The 14,956-nt window shown below is 55.4% G+C and carries 9 protein-coding genes; 4 read left to right on the forward strand and 5 right to left on the reverse strand.

The features are described 5' to 3' along the window. Positions 1-195: 195 nt before the first annotated feature. Positions 196-840, reverse strand: coding sequence for a response regulator transcription factor (locus tag TU84_RS18770; RefSeq protein WP_048371669.1), 645 nt, complete (start codon positions 838-840; stop codon positions 196-198). Between the two features lie 3 nt (positions 841-843). Further along, a complete protein-coding gene (locus tag TU84_RS18775) occupies positions 844-2,655 on the reverse strand; it encodes a PAS domain-containing sensor histidine kinase (protein ID WP_048371671.1) in 1,812 nt (603 codons plus the stop codon). Positions 2,656-2,833: 178 nt separating this feature from the next. On the opposite strand from TU84_RS18775, the gene TU84_RS18780 reads away from it, so the two are divergent. Continuing rightward, entirely contained in the window at positions 2,834-4,456 is a 1,623-nt protein-coding gene (locus tag TU84_RS18780) for an acyl-CoA synthetase (RefSeq protein ID WP_048371917.1), read from the forward strand. A 36-nt stretch (positions 4,457-4,492) separates the two neighbouring features. Then, entirely contained in the window at positions 4,493-6,265 is a 1,773-nt protein-coding gene (locus TU84_RS18785) for an acyl-CoA dehydrogenase C-terminal domain-containing protein (RefSeq protein ID WP_048371673.1), read from the forward strand. 46 nt (positions 6,266-6,311) lie between these two features. On the opposite strand, the gene TU84_RS18790 is transcribed toward TU84_RS18785, so the two are convergent. Next, on the reverse strand, positions 6,312-6,608 hold the full coding sequence (locus TU84_RS18790) for a putative quinol monooxygenase (protein ID WP_048371674.1): 297 nt from the start codon (positions 6,606-6,608) through the stop codon (positions 6,312-6,314). 109 nt (positions 6,609-6,717) lie between these two features. Next, positions 6,718-6,966: a DUF465 domain-containing protein gene (locus tag TU84_RS18795; RefSeq protein WP_048371676.1), complete on the reverse strand. Its 249-nt coding sequence runs from the start codon at positions 6,964-6,966 to the stop codon at positions 6,718-6,720. 606 nt (positions 6,967-7,572) lie between these two features. On the opposite strand from TU84_RS18795, the gene TU84_RS18800 reads away from it, so the two are divergent. Both TU84_RS18800 and TU84_RS18805 read left to right on the forward strand, forming a co-directional pair. Continuing rightward, positions 7,573-9,231 carry a nitrite/sulfite reductase gene (locus TU84_RS18800; protein WP_048371678.1) on the forward strand — a complete coding sequence of 553 codons (1,659 nt, stop codon included), beginning with the start codon at positions 7,573-7,575 and terminating at the stop codon, positions 9,229-9,231. Further along, positions 9,215-9,709, forward strand: a complete 495-nt coding sequence (locus TU84_RS18805; protein WP_048371680.1) for a DUF934 domain-containing protein — start codon at positions 9,215-9,217, stop codon at positions 9,707-9,709. Before TU84_RS18800 ends, TU84_RS18805 begins: the two co-directional genes overlap by 17 nt. Before the next feature lie 48 nt (positions 9,710-9,757). On the opposite strand, the gene TU84_RS18810 is transcribed toward TU84_RS18805, so the two are convergent. Continuing rightward, positions 9,758-14,875 carry an NEL-type E3 ubiquitin ligase domain-containing protein gene (locus TU84_RS18810; RefSeq protein WP_048371682.1) on the reverse strand — a complete coding sequence of 1,706 codons (5,118 nt, stop codon included), beginning with the start codon at positions 14,873-14,875 and terminating at the stop codon, positions 9,758-9,760. Positions 14,876-14,956: the final 81 nt, after the last annotated feature.

Raw genomic sequence — 14,956 nt, forward strand, 5'->3', positions numbered from 1 at the left:
CGTCAGCATCCCCCAATTGGTTCCCTCTCCTTCGGGAGAGGGCTAGGGTGAGGGATGCTCTTAGATCAAGATCAAAAGATCGCGAGGCAAGCTCGCTCCTACAGGGCCTTAGGAATCAATCACTTATTTTATGTTTGATCAGAACAAGCTCGCCTCGCGATCTTTTAATCTTCTGAAAAGATCGCAAGGCAAGCTTTACAGCGTTGCCCGCAACTTAAGCGGATCCACCAGCCCCGCTGCTATCGCCATGCCCACCAGGTCCGGCAAGTGCTCGGCCTGCATGCGCTTCATCACGCGGGCGCGATACAGGTCGATGGTTTTTACACTCACCGCCAATTGCTCAGCAATTTCACGGGTGGTGTAGCCCTTGACCAGCGGTAGCAACACATCGCGCTCACGGGGTGTCAGGCTGAGCAAGCGGGCCTCTAGCTCCGTTAACTCCTGACTGGCGCTTTGCCGCGCATTACCGCCGCTCAAGGCCTGCTGCACACTGTCGAGCAGCAACTGCTGGTTGTAGGGTTTCTCGATAAAATCATGGGCGCCCGCCTTGAACGCACGAACCACAATGGGTACATCGGCGTGGCCACTGACAAAAATCACCGGCAGGGTTAACCCGCGTTCCTGTAACGCTTGCTGCACATTCAGGCCGCCCATGGCGGGCATGCGGATATCCAGTACTACACAGGCGTTAAGGGCCGGATCCACGGCGTGCAAAAAAGCCTGACCACTGGTGAAGGGCACTGCATTCAGGCCGACCGACTCCAATAACCAGACGGTTGAATCGAGCATGCCCTGATCGTCATCGACGACGTAGACCACGTGGTGCTGCGGGGTTGTCATGGCTTAATTGCTCTCTTCTTGTTGTGGGGTGATGGCCATCAGTGGCAGGCGGCAGCACATGCGCAGCCCGTGGGGTTGCGGCTCGGCGTCAAGCTCGCCGCCCAAGCCCTCAATGATACTGCGGCTCATCGACAAACCCAGCCCAAGCCCTTCGGCCTTGCTGGTGTAAAACGGGGTGAACAGTTGCTCAAATTGTTCGGCCGTGACGCCGGGGCCCTGATCCTCGACGCTGATGCTTAACTCGCCAGCACGCTCGGTCTGCACGCTTATACGGATGCGCGAAGGCTGCCCCGGCTGCTGCTCGCAATTGGCGTCAATGGCATTGCGCAACAGGTTGAGCAACACCTGCTCCAGCAACACCCGGTCGGCATACACAAGCGGCAGAATGGCCGGCAACGCCTGCTCAATCGTCACCTGTCGCTCACGGGCTTCCCACGCGCACAGGTTCACCGCTTGGCGCACCACTTCACTGACGTCCAGCGCTTGCAATGTGCGCCGCCCCTTGCGTAAAAAACCGCGCAAACGCTTGATCACTTGCGAGGCATGGCCGGCATGCAGGGTAATTCGTTCCAACCCTTGAGCGACACGGGTTGCAGCGTCGGGGGTGGTGGCCAGGTTTTGCAGATAACGCTGGCTGGCATTCGCATAATTCATCACCGCGGCCAGCGGCTGGTTGATTTCGTGGGCGATGCCGGACGCCAGCTCCCCTAGGGTTACCAGCCGGGCGGTATGGGCCAGCTCATCCTGATGATGACGCTGCTGGGCTTCACGCAGTTCGCGCTCGCGCATGTCACGGGCCACCAGTGAGAAAAACCGTTCACCCGAGGTGGCGCGATGGGCCAGCAGCAATAAAGACACCGGCACTGAGGGTTCGCCATTCAACGGCTGCAGACGCGCTTCACTGCTCCACAAGCCGTGTTCTTCAGCACTGCGCCATCCCACAGACTGCAGTTGCGCCAAATCGCCAGCACTTAAAAAATCCGCCAGCGAAATCACGCTTTTCCCACATGAAAAGCCGAGAATTCGCTTTGCCGCCGGGTTGAGATAAGACACCCCGCCCGCCGGATCAATAAACAGCACCGGGTCAGGATTGACCTCGACCACTTCAGCCAAGCGCCGCTTGTTTTCTTCCGCCTGAATGCGCGCGGTGATGTCTCGCGACACACTGACCACCTCAACCACCGCGCCGGTATAGGTTTCGCGAATTGCCCGGCTGGCGGTTTCAAACCACAGGTAATGCCCGGCTTGATGGCGAATCCGGTAGGTCATGGTGTGGTAACCATCGAGCTCAAGTGCATCACGGGCCTGGCGCAACACCTGGGCCAGGTCATGCGGGTGAAACAAACGCTGTGCGCGGCTGCCGCGCAGTTGCTCGGGCCAGTAGCCGAGCAACGTCCAGGAGGCTGGCGAGGCATCGAGAAAACGCCCGTCCGGGGTATGCCGTGAGATAAGGTCGGTGGTGTTCTCGGTAATCAGCCGGTAAAGGCGCCGGGCCTTGGCCGCTTCACGCCCGGCCAGCAGTTCATCACTCGCCTCCCGGCCACGGGCCACGACACACTGGCGTTCAGGTATCGGTATCAGCGTCCACAGCCACAGGTGTTGCGCAGACTGCGCCTGGACCTGCTCAATCGCCCGCCCTTGTTGCAGGCAGGCGCGTACCAGCTCATCGATATTGCCCGGTAGCCACTTGCGCACCTCGGCCAGTGGTGTGCCAGCCAGCAGCCGTGACAGTGCCTGGTTGACCGTCAGCGGCGCGCCAGCGGCGTCAAGGACTACTGAAGGTTGCGGGTCATAGGTGAGCAGCGAAACAGGCATGGGGCATCCGTGGGTTAAGTCACGCTTCAATATAGAACAAATACTATATTGCTTAGGTATTACTTCCATATCAAACACAAACTGAGCTATAACTCAGACCGGACATAAAACTGACCCCCTCGACAGCATAAGAGCGGGCAGCCATTAGAGCTAACAATCAGCCACCGGAATGACCATCATGTCGATTTTTGAGCAGGGCCTTGAGCCTACTGCCGTCAACCACATTGCCCTGTCGCCTCTGAGTTTTATCGAACGCACCGCCAGCGTCTACCCCGACTACCCCGCCGTTATCCACGGTTCCATTCGCCGCACCTGGGCGCAAACCTACAGCCGTTGCCGTCGTTTGGCCTGCGCGCTGGCCGGGCGCGGGATTGGCAAGAACGATACCGTCGCCGTGATGTTGCCCAATATCCCGGCCATGCTCGAAGTGCATTTTGCCGTGCCCATGGTCGGCGCCGTGCTCAATGCCCTGAATGTGCGCCTTGACGCCGAAGCCATCGCCTTCATGCTGGCTCATGGCGAGGCCAAGGTACTGATTGCCGACCGCGAATTCCATGAAGTGATCCACGCAGCAGTGGCCATGCTTGATCATCCACCATTGATCATCGACGTGGATGACCCCGAGTACGGTGAAGGCCAGCCGGTCAGCGCGCTGGATTACGAAGCGGTACTTGCCGAAGGCGACCCGGACTACGACTGGCAATGGCCCGCAGATGAATGGCAAGCCATTGCGCTCAACTACACCTCAGGCACCACCGGCAACCCCAAAGGTGTGGTCTATCACCATCGGGGCGCTTACCTCAACTCTCTGGGCAACCAGATGGTCTGGGCCATCGGCAATCACCCGGTGTACCTGTGGACCCTGCCGATGTTCCACTGCAACGGCTGGTGCTACCCCTGGATCATCACCGCGCTGGCCGGGGTGCATGTGTTCTTGCGCCGGGTCGACCCGCAAAAAATCCTTACCTTGATTCGTGAACACCAGGTCACTCACCTGTGCGGCGCACCGATTGTGCTCAATGCACTGGTGAACATGCCGGATTCAGCCAAGGCAGCTATTGATCACCCGGTGAACGCCATGGTCGCAGGCGCGGCGCCCCCGGCCAAAGTGATTGGGGCCGTGGAAGAAATGGGCATCAAAGTCACCCACGTGTATGGCCTGACCGAGGTCTATGGCCCGGTGACCATCTGTGCCTGGCATGACAAATGGGACGAACACACCCTGGCCGAGCGCGCCCAGATCAAATCTCGCCAGGGCGTGCGCTACCCCACGCTGGAAGGCGTGATGGTGGCCGACCCGAAAACCCTGAAGCCGACCCCGCGTGACGGCGAAACCATGGGCGAGATATTCATGCGCGGCAACACGGTGATGAAGGGTTACCTGAAAAACCCCAGCGCCAGCGCAGAAGCCTTCGAAGGTGGCTGGTTCCACACCGGCGACCTGGCCGTGTGCCACCCGGACGGTTATGTGGAAATCCGCGACCGCCTTAAAGACATCATCATCTCCGGTGGCGAGAACATCTCCACCATTGAAGTTGAAGGGGTTTTGTATCGCCATCCAGGCGTCATGGAAGCGGCCGTGGTGGCGCGCCCCGATGAAAAATGGGGCGAAACCCCTTGCGCGTTCATCACTCTGAAGGCCGACCACCAGCAAGTACGTGAAGCCGACATCATCACCTTTTGCCGCGAGCATCTGGCCGGGTTCAAAGTCCCGCGTACCGTGGTCTTCACCCTTCTGCCCAAGACCTCCACCGGCAAAGTCCAGAAATACGTACTGCGTGACATGGCCAAAGCCTTGTAACCCTCCATTTGTGTAAATGTTTGACGAGGTTTTGTGATGCCTGAATTCAATGCCCCGCTGCGTGACATGCGCTTTGTGCTGCACGAAGTATTTCAAGCGCCAGCACTTTGGGCGCGCCTGCCCGCTCTGGCCGAGCACGTTGATGCCGACACTGCTGATGCGATCTTGCAAGAAGCAGCCAAAGTCACCAGCCAATTGATCGCCCCTCTTAACCGCAGTGGCGACGAAGAAGGCGCCCAATGGCACGCGGGCAAGATCAGCACGCCGCAAGGGTTCAAGGCGGCCTATGACACCTATATTGAAGGTGGCTGGGTCGGCCTGTCAGGCAACCCGGACTTTGGCGGGCTGGGCATGCCCAAGATGCTCGCCGTGCAATTTGAAGAAATGCTCTACGCCGCCAACTCCAGTTTTGCCCTGTATTCGGCGCTGACATCCGGCGCCTGCCTGGCCATTGACGCTCACGCCAGCACGACGCTTAAAGAAACCTATCTGCCACCGATGTATGAAGGTCGCTGGGCAGGCTCGATGTGCCTCACCGAAGCCCATTCCGGCACCGATCTGGGGCTTATCCGCACCCGTGCTGAACCGCGAGCAGACGGCAGTTTCAGCCTCAGTGGCAGCAAAATTTTCATCACCGGTGGCGATCAGGACCTGACCGAGAACATTGTCCATCTGGTCCTCGCCAAACTGCCGGACGCACCGGCCGGGCCGCGCGGCATTTCGCTGTTCCTGGTGCCCAAGGTGCTGGTCAATGCCGACGGCACGCTGGCTCACGCCAATGCCGTGAGCTGCGGTTCTATCGAACACAAAATGGGCATCAAGGCGTCTGCGACCTGCGTGATCAACTTTGACGGCGCCCAAGGCTGGTTGATCGGCGAAGCCAACAAGGGCCTGGCGGCCATGTTCACGATGATGAACTACGAGCGCCTGTCCATCGGGATTCAGGGCATCGGCTGTGCCGAGACCTCATACCAAAACGCCCGTACCTACGCCCGCGAACGCCTGCAAAGCCGGGCGCCGACCGGTGCAGTAGCGCCCGAGAAAATGGCCGACCCGATCATCGTTCACCCTGATGTGCGGCGCATGCTGCTGAGCATGAAGGCCATGACCGAAGGCGGTCGCGCGTTTGCCAGCTATGTCGGCCAGCAACTGGACCTGAGCAAGTACTCAACCGATGCACAAGAGCAGCAGGACGCCGCAGCGCTGGTGGCTTTACTGACGCCGGTGGCCAAGGCCTTTTTCACTGACACCGGGCTCGACAGCTGCGTGCTGGGCCAGCAAGTGTTCGGGGGCCACGGTTACATTCGTGAATGGGGGCAAGAGCAATTGGTGCGCGATGTTCGCATCGCGCAAATTTACGAAGGCACTAATGGTATTCAGGCGCTGGACTTGCTGGGCCGCAAGGTCATTGCCAATGGCGGCGTAGCGCTGCGTTTGTTTACCGCGCAGATCCGCGAGTTTGCCGCTCAACCGGGCAAGCCTTACCAGCACGAACTCTTACAAGCGGTGCAACGGCTTGAAGATTTAAGCGACTGGCTGCAAGCGCAGGCCAAGCTCAACCCCAATGAAATCGGCGCAGCTTCGGTGGAGTACCTGCAGGTCTTTGGCTATGTGGCATACGCCTGGTTGTGGGCGCGCATGGCAGATGTTGCCCAGGGTTCCCTTGAGGCGGATCCGGCGTTCTATACGGCGAAACTGGCCACGGCGAGGTTCTATTTCAAGCGGCTTTTGCCACGCATCGACAGTCTGGAACAGTCGATACGCGCGGGCAGCGAATCATTGTTTGAACTGGACGCTGCGAGCTTTTAAGAGGCCCACTGAAAACGGCGGCCCTTTCGAGGCCGCCGTTTACGGTTTAAAGACTCAATTCATCCAGCACCAGCACCTCACGGTGCTCCAGCAAGTCCGCAACGGCCTTGGCCATCGCTAAATAGTGTGGCGTTGTTTTGTGGTGCTCGATGGCCGCCAGATCTTTCCAGCCTTCGATAAACACAAAGCGCTGCGGATCGGTACGGTCAATATGCAGATCGTAGAACGTGCAGCCTTCTTCTTTGCGTGAGCCTTCCACACACGCCAGCAGCGCTTGTTTGACGGTCTCTTCTTGACCGGCCTTGGCGCGTAATACAGCAACGATTTTGATGATGTTGGACATTTCGGCTTCCTGGGAGTGGTGTTCTTGAACACGCCAACCCTACTACGGCACAGAGACAGAAACATCTGCAGCGTGCAAAAAATTGGCTGCCAAGAACACCTTCAAAGGATTAGCGGGCCGCCTGGCTGGCCAGACGGCTTACGATGTCATCCTTGATTTTAAGCCGCTTCTCCTTGAGCGCCAGTAACACTTCATCAGTCACACCCAGCGCACTGGGCGCTTCGGCCTCTACCACCTGCTTGTCAGCCACTGTGTACTTCTCAATTAACGCAGCCAAGTGCGGGTCTTGACCTTTAAGCGTGTCGAGAGCCTCTTTGGAGAAGCCCAAATCCAATGGCAAATCATGTTTGACTGGCATAGATGCACCTCATTGAACGTTTCGGTGACGGTTTCAGACTCTGAGGATGAGCCTGCGCAAAAGGTTCCATCCGTGATGAACCCACTACAGCAATACCACGCATCCGGGCAGTGAGAAAGCCGCGCTTGTCTTTCTGTCAGCGAGCAATGAATGTGTACATAAAGCAATAGCCCCCACACTGTCCTCTCCCGAAGGAGAGGAAACCGATTGGGGGATACTGAAGATCCTTGATGGCCCAGGAGGCACCGTTTATGAATGGCTGCTCCAGAACAGCGCGGCGGCCGCTACCAGAATGACCAGGAAAAGAATGGCCCACGCATCGACCTTGCTGCTGGTTTTACGCACTTTCATTTGAGTTCTCATCGCATCGCCTTTTTTCGGTTTTATGGGTGAATGCTTAGAAGAATGTCTCTAAGTAAAGACCCGTAATACCCTTTGTACAAGTAAGTGATTGAGAATCAGCCTCTTATAGTCGCTTTGGTTCTTTGCATATGCTTAAACATCACTTTTGCGCATAACTACAAACTGGTATCTTGCGACCGCTCCGTGGGGAGTGCGCGGCCGTGCGCGCAGATAAGCTGTAAGCAGCCTGAGAACAGGACCTATATGTACGTATATGACGAGTACGATCAGCGGATCATCGAGGACCGCGTAAAGCAGTTCCGAGATCAAACCCGACGCTACCTGGCAGGGGAGCTGAGCGAAGAAGAGTTCCGCCCTCTGCGCCTGCAAAATGGCCTTTATGTCCAGCGTTTTGCCCCAATGCTGCGGGTTGCCGTGCCGTATGGCCAGTTGACTTCGCGTCAAGCGCGAATGATGGCAAAGATTGCCCGCGACTACGACAAAGGCTACGCCCACATCAGTACCCGCCAGAACGTACAGTTCAACTGGCCGGCTCTCGAAGACGTGCCCGATATTCTGGAAGAACTGGCGACCGTGCAAATGCATGCCATTCAGACCAGCGGTAACTGCCTGCGTAACGTCACCACCGACCAGTTCGCCGGTGTGGCGGCAGATGAGCTGATTGACTCGCGCCCATGGTGCGAAATCGTTCGTCAGTGGACCACCTTCCACCCGGAATTCGCCTACCTGCCACGCAAGTTCAAAATTGCGATCAATGGCTCGGCGTCTGACCGTGCCGCCATCGAAGTTCACGACATCGGCCTGGAGCCTGTGTTCAACGAAGCTGGCGATCTGGGCTTCCGTGTACTCGTGGGTGGCGGCCTGGGCCGTACGCCGGTGGTCGGCGCATTCATTAATGAATTCCTGCCGTGGCAAGACTTGCTGAGCTACCTCGAAGCCATCCTGCGTGTTTACAACCGCTATGGCCGTCGTGACAACAAGTACAAGGCCCGGATCAAGATCCTGGTAAAAGCCCTGACCCCTGAAGTCTTCGCTGAACGCGTTGAGGCCGAGATGGTTCACCTGCGTGGCGGCTCGACCACGCTGACCGAAGCGGAAGTTCAACGGATCGCCAAGCACTTCGTTGACCCGGCTTACAAAGCCCTGCCTGACTTCGGTGCTGAACTGGCCGAGCTGGACAAGCAGCATCCAGGCTTTGCCCGCTGGCGCAGCCGCAACACCCTGGCCCACAAAAAGCCGGGTTATGTTGCCGTTACCCTGTCGTTGAAACCCACCGGTGTTGCGCCGGGTGACGTGACCGACAAGCAGTGGGACGCGATTGCCGATATGGCCGACCGCTACAGCTTCGGCCAGTTGCGCACCTCCCACGAGCAGAACATCATCCTGGCCGATGTTGAAGAAGGCCAGTTGTTCACCATGTGGGGCGAATTGCGCGAACAAGGTTTCGCCACGCCGAACATTGGTTTGCTGACCGACATGATCTGCTGCCCGGGCGGTGACTTCTGCTCGCTGGCCAACGCCAAGTCGATCCCGATTGCCGAATCGATCCAGCGCCGTTTTGAAGACCTGGACTACCTGTTCGACATCGGTGAGCTGGACCTCAATATTTCCGGTTGCATGAACGCCTGTGGTCACCACCACGTCGGTCATATCGGTATTTTGGGCGTGGACAAGAAAGGCGCTGAGTTCTACCAGGTGTCACTGGGTGGCAACGCCAGCCGTGATGCCAGCCTGGGCAAGATCCTTGGCCCATCGTTCGCGCAAGATGACATGCCGGATGTGATTGAAAAGCTGATCGACGTCTATGTTGAAAAACGCAATGAAGATGAGCGTTTTATCGACACTTACCAACGTATCGGCATCGACCCTTTCAAGGAGCGCGTCTATGCAGCGAATAATTAAGAACAACGAGGTTATCGACGAAACCTGGCACTTGCTGCCAAAGGACGCAACCTTCGACGGTATTTCCAACTGTGACGACCTGATCGTGCCGCTGGCATTGTGGCGCGAACATGCTCACGCCCTAAAAGCCCGTGACGGCGGTCTGGGTGTGTGGCTGGACAGCGATGAAGAAGCCGAAGAGATTGGCCAGGACGTTGAGCACTTCCAGGTAATTGCCCTGAATTTCCCGGCGTTCACCGATGGCCGCAGCTACTCCAACGCCCGTCTGCTGCGCGACCGCTATGGTTTCAAAGGTGAATTGCGCGCCATTGGCGATGTACTGCGTGACCAGTTGTTCTATCTGCACCGTTGCGGCTTTGACGCGTTTGCCATTCGCGCAGACAAAGACCCGTATGAAGCACTGGAAGGCCTGAAAGATTTTTCGGTGACCTACCAGTCTTCATCCGACGAGCCGATGCCTCTGTTCCGTCGTCGTTAAGCACAGCGTGACAGCCCTGAGCGAACCTCAGGGCTGTTTACGTAGCGCTTAAATGTCTGGTGATTGTGTTTCGCCCGGAACAACCGGCGCTTGCACAACGTTAGTTTTCAATTCCATTTGGGTCAGTTGCTCTATAACGTCCGCAATGGCCTGTTTGCGCTCTTTGCCCACCCTTTCAGCCTCTTGACGGTATTCATCACTGCTGAGCGTTGCTCTCTTTGAGTACACCTCATCCAGCATCTCTTGATACTTGCTCATTACGGCTGTGAACGACTCTGGCTTTTTTTTCTGCAAGTAATCGCTCCAGAATTCTTGCCCGGAAATTGAATGCACCAGCGCCGGTACTTGCTCTTGATCAAGTACATAACGCTTTGCGGTGTCGAGATCAGTTGCCGATACGTTGGCAATATTGCCAAAGCGCATGCTGGTTGGGCGTGCGGGCAACTCCAGCGGGCTGGCCAGATTGACGTGATAAAACATCTGGATCTCCAACGGGTCAAGACGTCGTATCTGCTGCTCTACACTGCCCGGGCTAAGTAGCTCTGCCAACCTCATGCCTTCCGCACTCTCCAGACGATAAGCAACCCCCTGCTGCTCTATCGCCGACATGTCGGCCAATGGCACGGAAGCCAGATCCGGATTTATCGCATCAACCAACTCTTGCAGTTGCTGCACGTACTCGCTCTGCGTGGCATGGATGGCATCGATCCGCGCTTTAATAATGCTTAACACATGCTTGTTGAGCATTTCGATACGGAATAACCCGCGCGCCAGCTTGAGCATTGCGCTCTCACCTTGCTCCGAGTGCTCCGCCAGAAAAACCAGATGTTCCAGCTCCAGCTCTGCAAATACCATTGCAATGCCGTCACCACAGGTACTTAAGTGCCCGGCAAGAGAATATAGACGACTGCGCAATTGGGTGCTGTCGTTGGCGGCTTTTAACAGCGTCCAGACACGCAGAGTCAAATCCACCCGTGCGTTGGCAAATTGCGATGACGTACTCAGATCTTCAATGACCGCGAAAAAATCACCGGCGCCAGGCTCACGCAGCAAAGCGTTCCATACACGGCTTTGCTCAGCAGTGGGCTCAACAACCCAATGCTTGATCCCTTGTATTCGAGACACATGTTGACGTACATCCACCATGCCCAGCGTAATTTGCTGGCTGTCGCGGTAAAGACCTAAACGTCTGGTTGAGTCAGGGGTCAATGGGTTGTCATGCAAAGACGTCACGCGATTAATCGAGGCCATTGACTCGGTCAAAATGGCACTCGGAATAAAACTGATCGAGTTATTACGCAGGTCCAGCGTCTGCAGGTCATTCAGTATGCCTATGCCTGTTGGCCATTCACTCAACCCGGTGTAACGCAGCATCAAATGCTGCAGTTGTGGCATATGCTGCACTGAAAAATTGCGACCCAATGGATTACCGGTCAGCACCAGTGTTTTTAGTTTTGTTTTCGCCGACAGGATGTTGGCACTTTCAGGGGTCAATACAATTTGATTGTTGCGCAGATTCAAATGTGTCAACTCTGGCATGGTAGCTATAGAGGCCGGAAGCTCAGTCAACTGTGTGGTGTTGAGGGAAAGATGGCGCAGTTCAGTAAATTTTTCTAAAAAACTCGCGGGTACGGTGCTCGTAGTGTTGGACAGATGCAACGAAAGTATATGCCGAAAATCCGCCTGAAGAGGCGGCAAGGCATCCACCGGCCAACCGTTGAGATCCAGTTCGTAGCCTGTGGCCCCTTCCAGGCTGACCGGCGTGCTCAATCTGCGCCAGGCCCGAATCAGCGCCCGGCTCATGGCTCGTTTAGTTTGAACAGGCACCAACGTGCGCTGCCCTCTGGACGGATAGCTCCAGGCATTGACCTCTTCCCAGTCCTGTAACGTCTTGCGCAGCAGATCCAGCTCGGCTTTAAGTCTCACCAATTCACTGGCAGCCTGAATCGGCGTTTGCTGCAAGCGGTATAAATAATGTCCTATCTGGGTTTCCGACATGTTTGGGTACAGATCTAGAACCAATTCTTTTAATGCCAACGGTTTGCTAGCGTCGAGCTGATGTCCGGACCGGCCGCCTAACGTGTAACCCACTCGCCCATCGGCCAGGCGCATGGGGGATTTAAACCAGGGTTTTATAGGTTGCATGCCCAATGCGCTTGCTGAGCTATCACGTTGCTTGGCTGCCAGAATGGCAACGCGTGACATGAAGTCTGAATAAGACAGTGTTGTGCCTGAGTTAAGCCCATTACGTTCGTTGTCAGTCAGCGATTTAAACACGCACGCCGTCAAATCCGGGCTGGTAAACGGTTGCCCCGCGCTTGTCCCGGAAAACTCATAAAGTTCGCCTTTTTTAAAAATCTCTCGCCTTGACGAACCGGTCTCGCCTTCAATGGCACTTATTTGCTCATTGTTCAGGCTGCTGCGCACTGAAATAGTCACTTTCTTTGGCCAGCCAGGCAGTTGCGCGATGGTTTTCCAGGCCAACGTTTGGCTGTCAGCGCTGCTCAAGGCTTCGCAAGCAATCCCCTCAATAGCTCTATTTAAACGCAGCCTTTGTGCATAGATGCGCGCCTCTTCGGCAGCACGCAGGGGCATGTGAGCACGATAGGTGAGCGCGGTTAACTCATCCTGCGTCAGATGACTGACCAGCTCTTCAAGCACATTTAGCGGCAAGCCTGGAAATTGCTTGCTGATATTTTTAAGCGCGGGCTCAAGAGTTTTTTCCACCGTATAAAGGCTTGATACCAGAGTGCGTTGGCTTGCGTGCGCCAAGCTGCCTAACTTACGCGCCAGCACCAACGCTTGAGCCTGCGTCCCTGTTACGGACTCCCCCAGTAATGTTTCGATCTGCGTCTCAGAGAGCGCCTCAAGCGTTGCGTCAAGCAACTCGCCCTTATTAATGCGCGCCTGACTGATTTCCGTCCTTGAATAGGCTCTTTCAGAGCTCACACCGAAGTCCTTGAAGGTTCCTCGCGGTAAGTCAACCACCCTCAGCCCCTGGCCTATTGGCCAGCCGGACAACTGTGGCAACAGCTCAAGTTGCATCGGCGCGAAATCTGAAGTGGCATACACACCTTTAAGCATCTGCGACGAAAAATACTCAATTTGCTGACTCAATCGCATACGTTTGATGCAATCTGCCAACAAAGGCGGACTTGGCAGCGTGTCGATGTACACCGCGCGCAACTCCCCCTCAGTTGTGCCGGTCAGTAACAGGATCAACTCGGCGGTCGCATCGGAAAATAGCTCTGTATCAGGGCCCAGACGCTTGAATAGCTTCAAGCGCGACCATTGCATCGGCGCATCAAACTCATGAGTCCAGGCCCCGCTACCGTTATGTCTCAGCAGGGGGCTATAGCCATCCGGGTTTCGTACCGGATCAATCGACATATACCCCCTACTGACGTCCCCTTGAACTTGATAGACCTTTTGCTCAAGTTGGAGGTACTTCACGCCCTCTAAATGGTAGAGCCCTTGAGCATCAGGCTTGAGCCCGGTCAAGATTTCTGGCCGACGCTCATAGGGCTTCAGGTCCGCTTTCCACAAACGTTTTTGACCATTACTGCGGGTAATTTGCGTCAGACGGTTGACCATAGTTGATGAACTTAACGACTTGGCAACACCTGGTACGGCGACCATTGAAAGGTTCTGCGCAACATCAAACAGGTGCTTAAGCGCAGCCACTTTGTCGTTACGCTCCCAGGCCTCAATGCCTTCGAAGATATCGGCGCCTAACTGAACGACACCAAACAGCAACATGAATTCGCCTACCACAGGCACAAACCCCAATGCCAGCGTCAGGGCGCTTAACCCTGCGTTCCACAAGGCTGCCTGCCGTTCAAGACGTGACTTGCTGTCTTCATCTTCAGTGGGTATGACTAAAAGGCGAGCGTCATCTTTAATCTGCGCCAGTTGTAACTCCCAGGACTTTTCAAAGGGGTTGCTCAACTGCGCAATCACCTCACATTCATTGAAGATTGCAGGCTCGTAAATAATAGGGGGACGGAGTAATAACAGAGAGTCCCAGGCAACCTTTTTAAGATCTGTTCTCCTGATGAATTCGGCGCGATAGCGCAAAGGCACCAACTTCATAAAGTAGTCGGCAAACTCACGTTGGGTGAGCCATTCGCGCAGTTCAACCTTGAATTTATCGATGTCATCAAACGCATAAAAGGCCCGTTGCGGCGCTTGTGGCATGTACACGATACAGCGTTGCCTTTGACCCGCAGGACGTTTATCTGGCCATAAGATAATCACGCCGGCAACTTCAAACCCCATGAGCTTTAATGTGCTGTGAAGGTTGGGGATGGTTTGCGCAGCGACATTGTGGTTCAGCAGTGTCGCCTGTATGAAATCATAGTGCTCGACCGTCACATGGTTTTTCATATAAGCCACTTGCAATGCCGCCAAAAACTCAAGTCGCTTATTTAAAACAAACGTTGACTTTAGCTTAAACCCTTTAGAGCGTTGATCCGTTATTTCAAACTCGTTATCAACGGGCGTGAACACACTGCCCAAATGGTCCTGATACTTTTCGCCCAAATTGAGATCACGGCAAATACGTGCAAATTTTTCAGGCTCGTATTTAGGCAGATCAATCAACACATTTTTTTGTACCCCATAAATAGCAGTGCCCGGGTCAAATCCGCCTTTGACTGTTTCAGCCGCCTCAAAATTCTGCAAAGCAGCCTGTAGCAAATCATGATGGCTGGTACTGGATACCAGATTGACCTCCAGCGAACTGGGTATCAATGACTCCGGCAGCAAGAACTTGGCCAAACTATCAACCAGCTTGGTTTGCTGATTCGAAATAAACAATACCGCATTGCTTAACAACCGAACCTGTTTAAAGCCATGGGTTTTGGGGTTGACCGTTGTCCAGCCATTGGCAACCAGGGCGGCCTTTAACAAAGGCTCAGCAAACTGCTCTATCGGCTTGATGTCAGCAAATACTTTGGCAATCTCGGCTTGGGTCGTATGCCATTCCAGCATGGTCTTGCGTAACGTGTCACGCATCAACACCGACGTGTCTTTAAACCACGCAGGTATTTGTTTCGCGATTAAATCCTCATGGAGGTGCTGTACTTCGAGGTTGCCCCATTGGCTGGCTGTCAGCGGTTTCTCTTGAGCGGTAGACGTTTCGGGCAAGTCACGTGCATCTGTCATGGCATTAGCCTTCATCAGAAGTAGGGACTTCAGCTTATAGACAGCGCACGTATAAATTTAATGGAATAACTGATGACTAAC

Source organism: Pseudomonas helleri (assembly GCF_001043025.1).
Classification (GTDB): domain Bacteria; phylum Pseudomonadota; class Gammaproteobacteria; order Pseudomonadales; family Pseudomonadaceae; genus Aquipseudomonas; species Aquipseudomonas helleri.

Bases quoted from the DNA above. Each gene is read 5' to 3' on its own strand.
- TU84_RS18770 (WP_048371669.1), bottom strand. From the start codon at position 840: ATGACAACCCCGCAGCACCACGTGGTCTACGTCGTCGATGACGATCAG.
- TU84_RS18775 (WP_048371671.1), bottom strand. From the start codon at position 2,655: ATGCCTGTTTCGCTGCTCACCTATGACCCGCAACCTTCAGTAGTCCTT.
- TU84_RS18810 (WP_048371682.1), bottom strand. From the start codon at position 14,875: ATGACAGATGCACGTGACTTGCCCGAAACGTCTACCGCTCAAGAGAAA.
- TU84_RS18790 (WP_048371674.1), bottom strand. From the start codon at position 6,608: ATGTCCAACATCATCAAAATCGTTGCTGTATTACGCGCCAAGGCCGGT.
- TU84_RS18800 (WP_048371678.1), top strand. From the start codon at position 7,573: ATGTACGTATATGACGAGTACGATCAGCGGATCATCGAGGACCGCGTA.
- TU84_RS18785 (WP_048371673.1), top strand. From the start codon at position 4,493: ATGCCTGAATTCAATGCCCCGCTGCGTGACATGCGCTTTGTGCTGCAC.
- TU84_RS18780 (WP_048371917.1), top strand. From the start codon at position 2,834: ATGTCGATTTTTGAGCAGGGCCTTGAGCCTACTGCCGTCAACCACATT.
- TU84_RS18805 (WP_048371680.1), top strand. From the start codon at position 9,215: ATGCAGCGAATAATTAAGAACAACGAGGTTATCGACGAAACCTGGCAC.
- TU84_RS18795 (WP_048371676.1), bottom strand. From the start codon at position 6,966: ATGCCAGTCAAACATGATTTGCCATTGGATTTGGGCTTCTCCAAAGAG.